At 48.6% G+C, this 17,097-nt stretch carries 5 protein-coding genes, 5 tRNA genes and 5 rRNA genes; 2 read left to right on the forward strand and 13 right to left on the reverse strand.

Annotated elements, in window-relative coordinates; all coding sequences use genetic code 11:
• Window positions 1–99: 99 nt before the first annotated feature.
• The 11 genes from AB0763_RS11695 to AB0763_RS11745 form a co-directional block, all read right to left on the reverse strand.
• A 23S ribosomal RNA gene (locus tag AB0763_RS11695) occupies window positions 100–2,990 on the reverse strand.
• Between the two features lie 324 nt (window positions 2,991–3,314).
• Window positions 3,315–3,390, reverse strand: a tRNA-Ala gene (locus AB0763_RS11700).
• Window positions 3,391–3,424: 34 nt separating this feature from the next.
• A tRNA-Ile gene (locus tag AB0763_RS11705) sits at window positions 3,425–3,501 on the reverse strand.
• Window positions 3,502–3,565: 64 nt separating this feature from the next.
• Window positions 3,566–5,117 (reverse strand): 16S ribosomal RNA (locus AB0763_RS11710).
• 437 nt (window positions 5,118–5,554) lie between these two features.
• Window positions 5,555–5,670: ribosomal RNA gene (rrf, locus tag AB0763_RS11715) — 5S ribosomal RNA — on the reverse strand.
• A 242-nt stretch (window positions 5,671–5,912) separates the two neighbouring features.
• Window positions 5,913–8,803 (reverse strand): 23S ribosomal RNA (locus AB0763_RS11720).
• A 467-nt stretch (window positions 8,804–9,270) separates the two neighbouring features.
• A tRNA-Val gene (locus tag AB0763_RS11725) sits at window positions 9,271–9,346 on the reverse strand.
• 51 nt (window positions 9,347–9,397) lie between these two features.
• A tRNA-Lys gene (locus AB0763_RS11730) sits at window positions 9,398–9,473 on the reverse strand.
• A gap of 131 nt (window positions 9,474–9,604) precedes the next feature.
• Window positions 9,605–9,680: transfer RNA gene (locus tag AB0763_RS11735), tRNA-Glu, on the reverse strand.
• An 88-nt stretch (window positions 9,681–9,768) separates the two neighbouring features.
• Window positions 9,769–11,320 (reverse strand): 16S ribosomal RNA (locus AB0763_RS11740).
• The 16S, 23S and 5S rRNA genes sit together here with 5 tRNA genes alongside, the layout of an rRNA operon.
• 405 nt (window positions 11,321–11,725) lie before the next feature.
• Complete coding sequence (locus AB0763_RS11745) at window positions 11,726–12,982, reverse strand: HD-GYP domain-containing protein (RefSeq protein WP_306101958.1); 1,257 nt, start codon at window positions 12,980–12,982, stop codon at window positions 11,726–11,728.
• A gap of 296 nt (window positions 12,983–13,278) precedes the next feature.
• Between AB0763_RS11745 and AB0763_RS11750 the strand changes: the two genes are divergently transcribed.
• Together AB0763_RS11750 and AB0763_RS11755 are read left to right on the forward strand one after the other, a co-directional pair.
• Window positions 13,279–13,449, forward strand: a complete 171-nt coding sequence (locus AB0763_RS11750; RefSeq protein WP_306101959.1) for a hypothetical protein — start codon at window positions 13,279–13,281, stop codon at window positions 13,447–13,449.
• 165 nt (window positions 13,450–13,614) lie between these two features.
• Window positions 13,615–14,499: a multidrug transporter gene (locus tag AB0763_RS11755; RefSeq protein WP_306101960.1), complete on the forward strand. Its 885-nt coding sequence runs from the start codon at window positions 13,615–13,617 to the stop codon at window positions 14,497–14,499.
• 90 nt (window positions 14,500–14,589) lie between these two features.
• On the opposite strand, the gene AB0763_RS11760 is transcribed toward AB0763_RS11755, so the two are convergent.
• The gene (locus AB0763_RS11760) at window positions 14,590–16,035 is read right to left on the reverse strand and encodes an HD-GYP domain-containing protein (protein ID WP_306101961.1); all 1,446 of its coding nucleotides are present in this window, start codon (window positions 16,033–16,035) and stop codon (window positions 14,590–14,592) included.
• A 248-nt stretch (window positions 16,036–16,283) separates the two neighbouring features.
• The gene (locus AB0763_RS11765) at window positions 16,284–17,081 is read right to left on the reverse strand and encodes a MetQ/NlpA family ABC transporter substrate-binding protein (RefSeq protein ID WP_306102085.1); all 798 of its coding nucleotides are present in this window, start codon (window positions 17,079–17,081) and stop codon (window positions 16,284–16,286) included.
• Between the last annotated feature and the right edge of the window lie 16 nt (window positions 17,082–17,097).

The raw sequence follows: 17,097 nt of genomic DNA on the forward strand, positions 1-17,097 counted from the left end.
TTGCCGTCAGGCAAGATAACTAAATCTGGAAAGCTGTTTTGTGTTCTCGACACAATCAAGTTTCTTTATCGAGTCCGATAAAAACCCTTTAGGTGTTGTATGGTTAAGTCTCACGGGCAATTAGTACAGGTTAGCTCAACGCCTCACAACGCTTACACACCCTGCCTATCAACGTTCTAGTCTCGAACAACCCTTTAGGACGCTTTAAGCGCCAGGGAGAACTCATCTCAAGGCTCGCTTCCCGCTTAGATGCTTTCAGCGGTTATCGATTCCGAACTTAGCTACCGGGCAATGCGTCTGGCGACACAACCCGAACACCAGAGGTTCGTCCACTCCGGTCCTCTCGTACTAGGAGCAGCCCCTTTCAATTCTCCAACGCCCACGGCAGATAGGGACCGAACTGTCTCACGACGTTCTAAACCCAGCTCGCGTACCACTTTAAATGGCGAACAGCCATACCCTTGGGACCGACTTCAGCCCCAGGATGTGATGAGCCGACATCGAGGTGCCAAACACCGCCGTCGATATGAACTCTTGGGCGGTATCAGCCTGTTATCCCCGGAGTACCTTTTATCCGTTGAGCGATGGCCCTTCCATTCAGAACCACCGGATCACTATGACCTGCTTTCGCACCTGCTCGAACCGTCATTCTCGCAGTTAAGCGGGCTTATGCCATTGCACTAACCTCACGATGTCCAACCGTGATTAGCCCACCTTCGTGCTCCTCCGTTACACTTTGGGAGGAGACCGCCCCAGTCAAACTACCCACCAGGCACTGTCCTCACCCCAGATAATGGGGCTAAGTTAGAACATCAACACTACAAGGGTGGTATTTCAAGGATGGCTCCACATGAACTGGCGCCCATGCATCAAAGCCTCCCACCTATCCTACACATGTAGGGTCAATGTTCAGTGCCAAGCTGTAGTAAAGGTTCACGGGGTCTTTCCGTCTAGCCGCGGGTACACTGCATCTTCACAGCGATTTCAATTTCACTGAGTCTCGGGTGGAGACAGCGTGGCCATCATTACGCCATTCGTGCAGGTCGGAACTTACCCGACAAGGAATTTCGCTACCTTAGGACCGTTATAGTTACGGCCGCCGTTTACCGGGGCTTCGATCAAGAGCGTCGACCTAAGTCTAACCCCATCAATTAACCTTCCGGCACCGGGCAGGCGTCACACCGTATACGTCATCTTACGATTTTGCACAGTGCTGTGTTTTTAATAAACAGTTGCAGCCACCTGGTATCTGCGACTCCTAATAGCTCCATCCGCAAGGGACTTCACCGTCAAGAGCGTACCTTCTCCCGAAGTTACGGTACCATTTTGCCTAGTTCCTTCACCCGAGTTCTCTCAAGCGCCTTGGTATTCTCTACCCGACCACCTGTGTCGGTTTGGGGTACGATTGCTTATAATCTGAAGCTTAGAGGCTTTTCCTGGAAGCATGGCATCAATGACTTCATCACCGTAGTGACTCGACGTCGTGTCTCGGCCTAATAAGGAACCGGATTTACCTAATTCCTTAGCCTACGCACTTGAACCTGGACAACCATCGCCAGGCCCACCTAGCCTTCTCCGTCCCCCCATCGCAATTATAAGCAGTACGGGAATATTAACCCGTTTCCCATCGACTACGCTTTTCAGCCTCGCCTTAGGGGTCGACTTACCCTGCCCCGATTAACGTTGGACAGGAACCCTTGGTCTTCCGGCGTGGAGGTTTTTCACCCCCATTATCGTTACTCATGTCAGCATTCGCACTTCTGATACCTCCAGCAAGCTTTACAACTCACCTTCAACGGCTTACAGAACGCTCCCCTACCCAATACAGTAAACTGTATTGCCGCAGCTTCGGTTTATAGCTTAGCCCCGTTACATCTTCCGCGCAGGCCGACTCGACTAGTGAGCTATTACGCTTTCTTTAAATGATGGCTGCTTCTAAGCCAACATCCTAGCTGTCTAAGCCTTCCCACATCGTTTCCCACTTAGCTATAATTTGGGACCTTAGCTGGCGGTCTGGGTTGTTTCCCTCTCCACGACGGACGTTAGCACCCGCCGTGTGTCTCCCGGATAGTACTTACTGGTATTCGGAGTTTGCAAAGGGTTGGTAAGTCGGGATGACCCCCTAGCCTTAACAGTGCTCTACCCCCAGTAGTATTCGTCCGAGGCGCTACCTAAATAGCTTTCGGGGAGAACCAGCTATCTCCAGGTTTGATTGGCCTTTCACCCCTAGCCACAAGTCATCCGCTAATTTTTCAACATTAGTCGGTTCGGTCCTCCAATTGATGTTACTCAATCTTCAACCTGCCCATGGCTAGATCACCTGGTTTCGGGTCTATATCCAGAGACTGAGCGCCCAGTTAAGACTCGGTTTCCCTACGGCTCCCCTAAACGGTTAACCTTGCCACTGAATATAAGTCGCTGACCCATTATACAAAAGGTACGCAGTCACAGGACAAAGCCTGCTCCTACTGCTTGTACGTACACGGTTTCAGGTTCTATTTCACTCCCCTCACAGGGGTTCTTTTCGCCTTTCCCTCACGGTACTGGTTCACTATCGGTCAGTCAGGAGTATTTAGCCTTGGAGGATGGTCCCCCCATGTTCAGACAGGATATCACGTGTCCCGCCTTACTCGATTTCACTGAATATGCGCTGTCGGTTACGGGGCTATCACCCTGTATCGCGTGCCTTTCCAGACACTTCACCTGACGCATAAGAAGCTTAAGGGCTAATCCGGTTTCGCTCGCCGCTACTTCCAGAATCTCGGTTGATTTCTTTTCCTCGGGGTACTTAGATGTTTCAGTTCCCCCGGTTCGCCTCATTGTGCTATGAATTCACACAATGATAACTGCTTATGCAGCTGGGTTTCCCCATTCGGAAATCGTAGACTCAAGTGGCTCTTACTGCCTTATCTACGCTTATCGCAAGTTAGTACGTCCTTCATCGCCTCTGACTGCCAAGGCATCCACCGTGTACGCTTAGTCACTTAACCATACAACCCAAAAGAGTCTTTTGAGTTGATGTGCTTTACAAGTAAAGCGGTTAGTCACCAAGGTGTGTTCGTGTTTTTATACATGTCACGAACTCGATATTGCCGGACTCAATTTTGAAAACATATCGCTATGCTTTCCCAAGAACACTTGATTGTGTGTTGGTTATCTCTTTAAAGAGATAATTGAGAACTTTTACAAACAATCTCAAAGAGATTGTTTTGTCAGCTTTCCAAATTGTTAAAGAGCATGATTGTCTTTCTAATGAAAGAGAAACCATTTTTAAACACACTCATTTCTACTCATAGTAGTAATGCGTTTAAAGATGGTGGAGCTATGCGGGATCGAACCGCAGACCTCCTGCGTGCAAGGCAGGCGCTCTCCCAGCTGAGCTATAGCCCCAATGAAATCGACCCCTATCTCTGGGAAAAGATAGTGGTGGGTCTGAGTGGACTTGAACCACCGACCTCCCGCTTATCAGGCGAGCGCTCTAACCAGCTGAGCTACAGACCCATTTCTCTTTACTTTTAAACCCTATCAATCTGTGTGGACACGCATCGAAAGACAATCTTTCGTATAAGGAGGTGATCCAGCCCCAGGTTCCCCTAGGGCTACCTTGTTACGACTTCACCCCAGTCATGAACCACAAAGTGGTGAGCGTCCCCCCGAAGGTTAAACTACCCACTTCTTTTGCAGCCCACTCCCATGGTGTGACGGGCGGTGTGTACAAGGCCCGGGAACGTATTCACCGTGGCATTCTGATCCACGATTACTAGCGATTCCGACTTCATGGAGTCGAGTTGCAGACTCCAATCCGGACTACGACGCACTTTTTGGGATTCGCTCACTTTCGCAAGTTGGCAACCCTCTGTATGCGCCATTGTAGCACGTGTGTAGCCCTACTCGTAAGGGCCATGATGACTTGACGTCGTCCCCACCTTCCTCCGGTTTATCACCGGCAGTCTCCCTGGAGTTCCCACCCGAAGTGCTGGCAAACAAGGATAAGGGTTGCGCTCGTTGCGGGACTTAACCCAACATTTCACAACACGAGCTGACGACAGCCATGCAGCACCTGTCTCATAGTTCCCGAAGGCACCAAAGCATCTCTGCTAAGTTCTATGGATGTCAAGAGTAGGTAAGGTTCTTCGCGTTGCATCGAATTAAACCACATGCTCCACCGCTTGTGCGGGCCCCCGTCAATTCATTTGAGTTTTAATCTTGCGACCGTACTCCCCAGGCGGTCTACTTAACGCGTTAGCTCCGAAAGCCACGGCTCAAGGCCACAACCTCCAAGTAGACATCGTTTACAGCGTGGACTACCAGGGTATCTAATCCTGTTTGCTCCCCACGCTTTCGCATCTGAGTGTCAGTATCTGTCCAGGGGGCCGCCTTCGCCACCGGTATTCCTTCAGATCTCTACGCATTTCACCGCTACACCTGAAATTCTACCCCCCTCTACAGTACTCTAGCCTGCCAGTTTCAAATGCTATTCCGAGGTTGAGCCCCGGGCTTTCACATCTGACTTAACAAACCACCTGCATGCGCTTTACGCCCAGTAATTCCGATTAACGCTCGCACCCTCCGTATTACCGCGGCTGCTGGCACGGAGTTAGCCGGTGCTTCTTCTGCAGCTAACGTCAAAGAACTAAGCTATTAACTTAATCCCCTTCCTCACTGCTGAAAGTACTTTACAACCCGAAGGCCTTCTTCATACACGCGGCATGGCTGCATCAGGCTTGCGCCCATTGTGCAATATTCCCCACTGCTGCCTCCCGTAGGAGTCTGGACCGTGTCTCAGTTCCAGTGTGGCTGATCATCCTCTCAGACCAGCTAGGGATCGTCGCCTTGGTGAGCCATTACCTCACCAACTAGCTAATCCCACCTGGGCATATCCTGACGCGAGAGGCCCGAAGGTCCCCCTCTTTACTCCGAAGAGATTATGCGGTATTAGCCATCGTTTCCAATGGTTATCCCCCACACCAGGGCAATTTCCCAGGCATTACTCACCCGTCCGCCGCTCGACGCCGTTATCGTCCCCCGAAGGTTCAGATAACTCGTTTCCGCTCGACTTGCATGTGTTAGGCCTGCCGCCAGCGTTCAATCTGAGCCATGATCAAACTCTTCAATTAAAGTTTTTGTGCTCTTTCGAGCGGCTCAATGAATACTGATTACATTCTTTATTCGTTGCCGAATAAGGACTGTGAATTGACTGTGCCAAGTCTTTCGACTCGTTTGGTCACTCAGTTCATTGAAACCAATGTGATTCCTAAGAATCTATTGATTATCATCAACGAGTGCCCACACAGATTGATAGTGTTTAAATTGTTAAAGAGCTTTGCTTTCAATGACTTATCACCGAAGCAGGACGCGTATAATACGCTATTGACTCTGTAAGTCAACATAAAATTTTATTTTTTTGGTTTTAAATTTAACACCAAACAATAAAACGTTATGGTGACTGATTTCTTGCGAAATCCAGTCATTGTTTTTAGATTTTTCTAACAATCTGAAAACACGCTTTTTGCCTTTAGATTTTTTTAAAATCTGAAAACAAAAAAGAATAAAAGCCTGGCGATGTCCTACTCTCACATGGGGAAGCCCCACACTACCATCGGCGCAATTTTGTTTCACTTCTGAGTTCGGCATGGAATCAGGTGGGTCCAAAATGCTATGGTCGCCAAGCAAAATTTTTCTGGTTTCTTCCGCTGGCTATAAAGCCCGCTAGCGGTGTTAATTTGCTCTCTCGCTCAGTCATTTATAAAACATAAACTCCTTCGCTCGTTCACAAATTGCCTTGCTATCGAACTTTATCCCGGCGCTAGCTTACTAGCTTGGGAAGAATCCAAATAATCTGGAAAGCTGTTTGTGTTCTCGACACAATCAAGTTTCTTTATCGAGTCCGATAAAAACCCTTTAGGTGTTGTATGGTTAAGTCTCACGGGCAATTAGTACAGGTTAGCTCAACGCCTCACAACGCTTACACACCCTGCCTATCAACGTTCTAGTCTCGAACAACCCTTTAGGACGCTTTAAGCGCCAGGGAGAACTCATCTCAAGGCTCGCTTCCCGCTTAGATGCTTTCAGCGGTTATCGATTCCGAACTTAGCTACCGGGCAATGCGTCTGGCGACACAACCCGAACACCAGAGGTTCGTCCACTCCGGTCCTCTCGTACTAGGAGCAGCCCCTTTCAATTCTCCAACGCCCACGGCAGATAGGGACCGAACTGTCTCACGACGTTCTAAACCCAGCTCGCGTACCACTTTAAATGGCGAACAGCCATACCCTTGGGACCGACTTCAGCCCCAGGATGTGATGAGCCGACATCGAGGTGCCAAACACCGCCGTCGATATGAACTCTTGGGCGGTATCAGCCTGTTATCCCCGGAGTACCTTTTATCCGTTGAGCGATGGCCCTTCCATTCAGAACCACCGGATCACTATGACCTGCTTTCGCACCTGCTCGAACCGTCATTCTCGCAGTTAAGCGGGCTTATGCCATTGCACTAACCTCACGATGTCCAACCGTGATTAGCCCACCTTCGTGCTCCTCCGTTACACTTTGGGAGGAGACCGCCCCAGTCAAACTACCCACCAGGCACTGTCCTCACCCCAGATGATGGGGCTAAGTTAGAACATCAACACTACAAGGGTGGTATTTCAAGGATGGCTCCACATGAACTGGCGCCCATGTATCAAAGCCTCCCACCTATCCTACACATGTAGGGTCAATGTTCAGTGCCAAGCTGTAGTAAAGGTTCACGGGGTCTTTCCGTCTAGCCGCGGGTACACTGCATCTTCACAGCGATTTCAATTTCACTGAGTCTCGGGTGGAGACAGCGTGGCCATCATTACGCCATTCGTGCAGGTCGGAACTTACCCGACAAGGAATTTCGCTACCTTAGGACCGTTATAGTTACGGCCGCCGTTTACCGGGGCTTCGATCAAGAGCGTCGACCTAAGTCTAACCCCATCAATTAACCTTCCGGCACCGGGCAGGCGTCACACCGTATACGTCATCTTACGATTTTGCACAGTGCTGTGTTTTTAATAAACAGTTGCAGCCACCTGGTATCTGCGACTCCTAATAGCTCCATCCGCAAGGGACTTCACCGTCAAGAGCGTACCTTCTCCCGAAGTTACGGTACCATTTTGCCTAGTTCCTTCACCCGAGTTCTCTCAAGCGCCTTGGTATTCTCTACCCGACCACCTGTGTCGGTTTGGGGTACGATTGCTTATAATCTGAAGCTTAGAGGCTTTTCCTGGAAGCATGGCATCAATGACTTCATCACCGTAGTGACTCGACGTCGTGTCTCGGCCTAACAAGGAACCGGATTTACCTAATTCCTTAGCCTACGCACTTGAACCTGGACAACCATCGCCAGGCCCACCTAGCCTTCTCCGTCCCCCCATCGCAATTATAAGCAGTACGGGAATATTAACCCGTTTCCCATCGACTACGCTTTTCAGCCTCGCCTTAGGGGTCGACTTACCCTGCCCCGATTAACGTTGGACAGGAACCCTTGGTCTTCCGGCGTGGAGGTTTTTCACCCCCATTATCGTTACTCATGTCAGCATTCGCACTTCTGATACCTCCAGCAAGCTTTACAACTCACCTTCAACGGCTTACAGAACGCTCCCCTACCCAATACAGTAAACTGTATTGCCGCAGCTTCGGTTTATAGCTTAGCCCCGTTACATCTTCCGCGCAGGCCGACTCGACTAGTGAGCTATTACGCTTTCTTTAAATGATGGCTGCTTCTAAGCCAACATCCTAGCTGTCTAAGCCTTCCCACATCGTTTCCCACTTAGCTATAATTTGGGACCTTAGCTGGCGGTCTGGGTTGTTTCCCTCTCCACGACGGACGTTAGCACCCGCCGTGTGTCTCCCGGATAGTACTTACTGGTATTCGGAGTTTGCAAAGGGTTGGTAAGTCGGGATGACCCCCTAGCCTTAACAGTGCTCTACCCCCAGTAGTATTCGTCCGAGGCGCTACCTAAATAGCTTTCGGGGAGAACCAGCTATCTCCAGGTTTGATTGGCCTTTCACCCCTAGCCACAAGTCATCCGCTAATTTTTCAACATTAGTCGGTTCGGTCCTCCAATTGATGTTACTCAATCTTCAACCTGCCCATGGCTAGATCACCTGGTTTCGGGTCTATATCCAGAGACTGAGCGCCCAGTTAAGACTCGGTTTCCCTACGGCTCCCCTAAACGGTTAACCTTGCCACTGAATATAAGTCGCTGACCCATTATACAAAAGGTACGCAGTCACAGGACAAAGCCTGCTCCTACTGCTTGTACGTACACGGTTTCAGGTTCTATTTCACTCCCCTCACAGGGGTTCTTTTCGCCTTTCCCTCACGGTACTGGTTCACTATCGGTCAGTCAGGAGTATTTAGCCTTGGAGGATGGTCCCCCCATGTTCAGACAGGATATCACGTGTCCCGCCTTACTCGATTTCACTGAATATGCGCTGTCGGTTACGGGGCTATCACCCTGTATCGCGTGCCTTTCCAGACACTTCACCTGACGCATAAGAAGCTTAAGGGCTAATCCGGTTTCGCTCGCCGCTACTTCCAGAATCTCGGTTGATTTCTTTTCCTCGGGGTACTTAGATGTTTCAGTTCCCCCGGTTCGCCTCATTGTGCTATGAATTCACACAATGATAACTGCTTATGCAGCTGGGTTTCCCCATTCGGAAATCGTAGACTCAAGTGGCTCTTACTGCCTTATCTACGCTTATCGCAAGTTAGTACGTCCTTCATCGCCTCTGACTGCCAAGGCATCCACCGTGTACGCTTAATCACTTAACCATACAACCCAAAAGAGTCTTTTGCTTGGTCTTTTTCCTTTATACGGCGTTGCTTCTAAAATTTGCTTGGTCATGTAGCGAGCTACACTCCCATCGACAAATTTTTTCAGCGCCTGGTCTAAAGAAAAAATCCGCTGCGCAAAACTTGATGAGTTGATGAATCAACTAATTAAGGTGTGTTCGTGTTTTTATACATGTCACGAACTCGATATTGCCGGACTCAATTTTGAAAACATATCGCTATGCTTTCCCAAGAACACTTGATTGTGTGTTGGTTATCTCTTAAAGAGATAATTGAGAACTTTTACAAACAATCTCGAAGAGATTGTTTTGTCAGCTTTCCAAATTGTTAAAGAGCAATGTTTTCTTTACAAAAACACTTTTTAAAGACTTTCAGGCGGTAAAAATCCGAACCAGCAACAAAAGTTTGTGTGGTTTGGACATCCGTGCCAAAAAATATTTAAAGAGTGGTGGGCGATACCGGGCTCGAACCAGTGACCCCCTGCTTGTAAGGCAGGTGCTCTCCCAACTGAGCTAATCGCCCGTATTGATTCTGCTTTAAGTCAGAACAATAGGTGTTTCCTGTGAAAGGAAATGGTGGGTCGTGCAGGATTCGAACCTGCGACCAATTGATTAAAAGTCAACTGCTCTACCAACTGAGCTAACGACCCAAACTAAAGTCTTTCTTTTTTTATTGCGTTAGCGGCGACGTCAGCATTGAGCTGAGAAGCGCAGTGTAGTTTCCTACTTGAGCATCGCAAGCATCAAGGATGACAAGCAAGCTAGCAATAAAAGAAGAAAGTGGTATCCCGTAGGGGAGTCGAACCCCTGTTACCGCCGTGAAAGGGCGGTGTCCTAGGCCTCTAGACGAACGGGACACTATGCGAAACATATGGGAATGTTTCTTTGAACTCTTTTTAAACTCTATCAATCTGTGTGGACACACATCAAAGACAATCTTTCGTATAAGGAGGTGATCCAGCCCCAGGTTCCCCTAGGGCTACCTTGTTACGACTTCACCCCAGTCATGAACCACAAAGTGGTGAGCGTCCCCCCGAAGGTTAAACTACCCACTTCTTTTGCAGCCCACTCCCATGGTGTGACGGGCGGTGTGTACAAGGCCCGGGAACGTATTCACCGTGGCATTCTGATCCACGATTACTAGCGATTCCGACTTCATGGAGTCGAGTTGCAGACTCCAATCCGGACTACGACGCACTTTTTGGGATTCGCTCACTTTCGCAAGTTGGCTGCCCTCTGTATGCGCCATTGTAGCACGTGTGTAGCCCTACTCGTAAGGGCCATGATGACTTGACGTCGTCCCCACCTTCCTCCGGTTTATCACCGGCAGTCTCCCTGGAGTTCCCACCCGAAGTGCTGGCAAACAAGGATAAGGGTTGCGCTCGTTGCGGGACTTAACCCAACATTTCACAACACGAGCTGACGACAGCCATGCAGCACCTGTCTCATAGTTCCCGAAGGCACCAAAGCATCTCTGCTAAGTTCTATGGATGTCAAGAGTAGGTAAGGTTCTTCGCGTTGCATCGAATTAAACCACATGCTCCACCGCTTGTGCGGGCCCCCGTCAATTCATTTGAGTTTTAATCTTGCGACCGTACTCCCCAGGCGGTCTACTTAACGCGTTAGCTCCGAAAGCCACGGCTCAAGGCCACAACCTCCAAGTAGACATCGTTTACAGCGTGGACTACCAGGGTATCTAATCCTGTTTGCTCCCCACGCTTTCGCATCTGAGTGTCAGTATCTGTCCAGGGGGCCGCCTTCGCCACCGGTATTCCTTCAGATCTCTACGCATTTCACCGCTACACCTGAAATTCTACCCCCCTCTACAGTACTCTAGCCTGCCAGTTTCAAATGCTATTCCGAGGTTGAGCCCCGGGCTTTCACATCTGACTTAACAAACCACCTGCATGCGCTTTACGCCCAGTAATTCCGATTAACGCTCGCACCCTCCGTATTACCGCGGCTGCTGGCACGGAGTTAGCCGGTGCTTCTTCTGCAGCTAACGTCAAAGAACTAGGCTATTAACCTAATCCCCTTCCTCACTGCTGAAAGTACTTTACAACCCGAAGGCCTTCTTCATACACGCGGCATGGCTGCATCAGGCTTGCGCCCATTGTGCAATATTCCCCACTGCTGCCTCCCGTAGGAGTCTGGACCGTGTCTCAGTTCCAGTGTGGCTGATCATCCTCTCAGACCAGCTAGGGATCGTCGCCTTGGTGAGCCATTACCTCACCAACTAGCTAATCCCACCTGGGCATATCCTGACGCGAGAGGCCCGAAGGTCCCCCTCTTTACTCCGAAGAGATTATGCGGTATTAGCCATCGTTTCCAATGGTTATCCCCCACATCAGGGCAATTTCCCAGGCATTACTCACCCGTCCGCCGCTCGACGCCGTTATCGTCCCCCGAAGGTTCAGATAACTCGTTTCCGCTCGACTTGCATGTGTTAGGCCTGCCGCCAGCGTTCAATCTGAGCCATGATCAAACTCTTCAATTAAAGTTTTGTGCTCTTTCGAGCGGCTCAATGAATACTGATTACATTCTTTATTCGTTGCCGAATAAGGACTGTGAATTGACTGTGCCAAGTCTTTCGACTCGTTTGGTCACTCAGTTCATTGAAACCAATGTGATTCCTGAGAATCTATTGATTATCATCAACGAGTGCCCACACAGATTGATAGTGTTTAAATTGTTAAAGAGCTTTGCTTCAAGGCTTTCCCTGAAGCGGAATCGAATTATAAGTAATTGATTTTAAATGTCAATTTCTTTTTTTCTTTTCCTACCGACCTTGCCGTCGATGGAGGCGCATTATAGGGAGGCCTGAATATTTAGCAAGGGGTTAATGGCATTTTTTTTGTTTTTTGCTATCAACCGAACACAAAGTAGACAATTTGCTTTATTGTTAATCAGATTGGTCAAAAAAGTATGAACTTGTGCCCCTTGGGTTTAAATACGCGAGGATGGTTGCTGGTACCTTGCTTGGCAAAACGGCGCTGACGATCTTGATGTCTTTTTCTGACAAATCGATCACCGGAGCTTGTTCCCTTGGTACATCGGGATCGTAAATAAGTACATTGGGAGCCAAAATGTGTTGACTGTTAACAGAAATAACCACGCCGAGCATTTGATTCGATAACTGCACTAAAGTCCCCGGTGGGTAGACCCCCATGAATTTGATCATGACTTTGATATTTTCTAAGTTGTATTGCTCTGTGCAATGCTTATAAAGATGAGATAAGGCGGTATACGGGATCTTTCTTTTGTTAACGTTAATGCTGTGACACAAGTTATCAAAAATATTTGCTACGGCGACGATTTGTGTCATCTCATCGATCTCATCGGCGGTTAGGCCCTTTGGGTAACCGCTGCCATCGAGCAATTCGTGGTGCTGATCGATCACTCGCATGGCCTGTGTGGGGAAAGCGTCTATTTCTTTGCTCATCTCGACGCCGTATTTAACGTGCAACTTTAAGTAGTTGAGTTCAGGCTCGGTTAAGTCCTCTTCTTTTCTCAAAATCGCCGTCGGGATTTTCATTTTTCCCACATCGTGAAACAAAGCGGCAAGACATAAGGTTTGTAACTGCTCTTTTTGATACTGTTTCGCTCGGCCAATCAAAAGTGAAACGACACAAACATTCAGACTGTGAAAAAAAATGTCGTCGGTATCTATGTGGTGATTAATTAAATGCAAGGTCAGGTTGCCTTCCACGTCCAGTTGCTCGACGATATCAGCCGCTAAACTCTGCGCTTCGGCAATGCCATCTTGTGGACGGTGTTTCATTTTTTGCATCGCCGAACGCATGCGTGCAATAGAGCGACTAAACTCTTTTTCGCATTGTGAAACCCGTCGACGATAGGCACTGAGCTTTTCGATGCGGCGCTGCTTTTCTTGCCACATTTGCTCTGATAAACCAAGGGCATTGCCAAACGGTGGTTTTTCTCCTGTGGTGTCTATCGATGAACTCGGCAATGGGTCAACATCGCTTTGCGCCGGATTGAAAAAGACATATTTCAGACCTAAGTGACGCAAGATAGCGATTTGCTCATCACTTTTAATTTTGAAGCTGTTGAGAATAAATGGGTGTTCATTCCATTTTAGTGGCAACCGTATGTGTAAGCCTACGCACAATCTATCGGTTAAAATTTTAATGCCTGCCAAAATAGACCTCTTGTTAAAACGGGGAAATTGCGTCTTAGTTTAAAATAAACGATTACTGCGTTTTTGTCTTGCTTATTAACTACATTACTAATAACCATCGCACTCGTTAAGCACGTTGACTCATTTCATAACACGGCTATAACGACGCTGTTTTTTAACCGCCCGTTGGTAGGGGGTCAAGCTTTGGTTAGAGTCTTTCGAGTCGATTGACAGGACGACCTTGACACTGAACACTCAGAGGCAGATGGTTTTGATCAAAAACCATGACATGAAACTATCCCTTTAAGAGGTTTGTTATGAAAAAAGTTATGTTTGCATCTATCTTGGCATCGGCCTTCGTACTTTCTGGCTGTATGGGACCTCCGGGCGGCCATGGTCACGGTCACGGCCGTGGGCATTTTGCGCACAATACGCCAGTGACAGACAACACACAAGCCGTGGCGGTTGATCAGGCGTCTAACGTATAGCGAACGCTTTGCGGTTGAGACCTAATACCAATCTGATTGGTCTTCCCCTCCCCTTAAACGGCCTTCGACTTTATGGCGAAGGCCGATCAATCGATATAGCCTTGGTTCGTTTGCCATCGCGGTTATAATAAGCACTTCTATACCACACCGATAAGTAACGAGATCATGACCTGGGTTATCTTCACTTTCCTGGCTGCGTTTAGCCAGTCTTGGCGCAATGCGCTGCAAAGCCAATTAAGCCAATCCCTAACCACGAGCGGGGTGACACTAGCACGCTTTTTATGGGCTGCACCTTTATCACTGCTCTATCTATGGTCTCTATATCAGTGGGCGCCCAGTGGCTCTGCGCCAGTGCCAAAGCTCAGTGACACCACTCTGCTCTATGTTTGCTTAGCCGCGCTCATGCAAATCATCGCAACCGCATTAATGGTCTTGCTTTTTAAGCAGCAAAACTTCGCCGTTGGGGCCGGCTTAGCCAAAAACGAAGCGACGATTGCCGCACTACTCGGTGTGCTGTTTTTTGGGGTAAACCTCAGCGCGGCCGGTTGGCTGGGTGTGGTATTGGGAGGCGTGGCGGTTTTTATGCTCAGCGCCCCACAAGGCTGGCAAAAGGTATCCTTGACAACGGCCTTACTCGGCTTGTCGTGTTCGAGTGCCTTTGCCTTGACCTCACTGTGGATAAGAGAAGCCAGTTTAAGCCTAAACCTGCCCTACTTGCTCAGCGCGGCTTGGGTACTCGCCATGATCATCAATCTACAGACGTTACTGTTGCTTGGCTATTTGTGTCTTTTTGATCGCACGGGGTTAAAGCGTGTGTTTGCCCATCCCAAACCGGTATTGCTCACCAGTATCGCCAGTTTTATCGGTTCATTTGGCTGGTTTAATGCCATGTCGCTGCAAAGCGTGCCTTATGTCAAAACTCTGGGCCAAGTGGAAGTCTTCTTCACGATTTTAATTGCGGTATTTTGGCTAAAACAACCGCCGAAGATGAGAGAAGTGTCGGCTTTACTGCTGATCGCCATTGCCGCCGTGCTTGTGATGTGGCAGTAATACCTTCATCGGGAAAACGCAATCATGACAAAAGACCAGTGCCGAGATGACAAGTACAATCGACACTGGGGTGATAACCAATTCTGTTGCTTACTGGTACGATTGAGCAATCGAAATAAATTGCGCTTCTACCTGTACAAAAGCATCGACCACATCGGGATCAAAATGCTGATTTTTACCCTCCATGATGATCGCTTTGGCCTTATCATGACTGAACGCCGGTTTGTACACGCGTTGACTGGTCAAAGCATCATAGACATCGGCCAGAGCCATCAAACGCCCTGATAAAGGAATCGCCTCACCGCTGAGTTGATTGGGGTAACCACTGCCATCCCATTTTTCGTGGTGAGTTAACGCGATTTCACCAGCGAGGTCGAGAAACGAGCACTCCCCCAATCGCTGCTGAGCAATGGCCAAGGTATCCGCGCCAATTTGAGCATGGGTTTTCATCACGGCGAATTCTTGCTCGGTCAACTTGCCTGGCTTTAGCAAAATATCATCGGGGATCCCCACTTTCCCAACATCGTGCAGCGGCGCAGACTTGTACAACAAATCGATATAGTCTTCGTTCAATTGCGCTTGATATTTGGCGTGTTTCGATAAGTGTTCGGCCAACACTTTCACATACTCTTGCGTGCGTAAAATGTGTGCGCCGGTTTCGTTATCTCGCGATTCTGCTAACGCGGACAGAGAAATGATGGTGGCATCACGGGTACTTTGAATTTCTTGATGCGTTTGCTCAAGCGTGTCTAGCATGGTATTGGTCAAGGACGCCACGTGTCCCAATTCATCGTTAAAGTAAACCGGGACTCGCGAGTCTATTTTGCCCGTGGCAATTTGTCGCAGCGCCGACTCATGGCCATCCAAGACGGTTTTCATTAATTGGCTCCACTGATACAAGATGTAAGTCGAGTAACCGGCCACCACCACACCGATAAAAACAAATTCTTTGATCACGGAAATGGTCCCGCTGTAACCGACCAAATACTCAGGGTTGTGCTTGAGCCAAAAGACGTCTTTCACCGCGACCAACGTCAGTGACGCCGTGAGAGCCGCAATTAAAAACACCACCAATAAAATGGCCTGTTTGACGATAGATTGTCTCTGCGCCATCGAATCCACCGACAGAATCTGTTCGCCTTGTTGAGTCTGGTTAACGTCGGACAAGCGTTTATCAAGTTCGAGAATCAAGCCGGTTAAAAAGCCAAATAACGACATCCCAAAAATCACTTTGGCATTACTGTCTATCGGAAAGGTATAGTTGAGGGCGTAAAACGCGGCGAAAGGCAAACTAAATAAGAAAAACAGCCCAGTATCAAGAGCGATGGTCGATTGAATTCTCTCGGTCAGAGAACGGGTCGACACATAATGGCGCGTTATCCACATTAACGAAAACACCACACCAGAATGGCTAAACACCTCCCAAAAGCTTAATGTCGCCAGCATAGGGCACACTCGGCCGCCATAGACAGCAAAAATAATCCCTGCGAGCAAATAGCATTTCGCAGTGAGACCCGCTCGATAGTGAATACGCATCTTTATCCTTATTTGATACCTTGTAGGAAGCCACCTTGTCACGACTCTGGTATACCACAGAGAGTGAACCTAGGTATTGGCGAGATAAACTTAATATAGAACAAAGTGATGAATAAATACGAACCAATGGCCCATAATTGTCGATAGATGACAAAAAACGCAGTAGAAGAATATAAAAAAGAGAGGCGGATGCCTCTCTTGTCGGGGTTATTGTACTCTCAACGTAACATCAAGGCTTTTAAATCGAATTAGAACGCCGCTTCGATCGTGCCTTCAAACGTTTCATCAATGTAGTTTTTTACCGCTTCTGATTGATATATTTCAACAAACTTAAGGTAATCTGGATTGTTTTGGTCTTTTTCGCGCGCGGCAATCACCATCACAGCCAAGGGAGCGTCTTTCGACTCTAGGTAAATACCTTGTTTTTTCGGATCAAGCCCTGCTGACATCACGTAATTCATGGTGATCGCTGCGGCATCGACATCGTCGAGGCTTCGTGGCAACTGTGCGGCATCGATTTCCAAAATGCTCAGATCTTTCGGGTTGTCGACGATATCTTGTAGCGTCGCGTTAAAACCGGCGCCGTCTTTTAAAGTAATGAGCCCCGCATCTCTTAATAACAGCAGACCACGCCCACCGTTGGTCGGATCGTTCGGGATAGCCACACGAGCACCGTCTGGTAAGTCCGCGACAGAGCGATATTTATCCGAGTAAATGCCCATTCTCATCAAAATAGACTGCCCAAGCGGCACCAGGTTAGAGCCATTGTTTTTATTGTAGGTATCGAGGAAGGGTTGGTGTTGATAGCTATTGAGATCGATACTGCCATCTTCGAGCGCCGCATCGGGAGTAATGTAATCAGAAAACTCGACCAACTCAACTTTAAGCCCTTGTTTTGCGGCTTCTTTAGCAGCTGCTTCTACCACTTGAGCATGAGGGCCAACCGTGGCGCCCACCTTGATAGTGGTTTCTTTTTGCTCACCACAACCGGCCAAAACCAAAGCCGCACCCAGCACTACACTGGCAAGACGCCAGCGCGATGTTATTCCTTGCATGTATTTC

Source organism: Vibrio sp. HB236076 (assembly GCF_040957575.1).
In the GTDB taxonomy this organism is placed as follows: domain Bacteria; phylum Pseudomonadota; class Gammaproteobacteria; order Enterobacterales; family Vibrionaceae; genus Vibrio.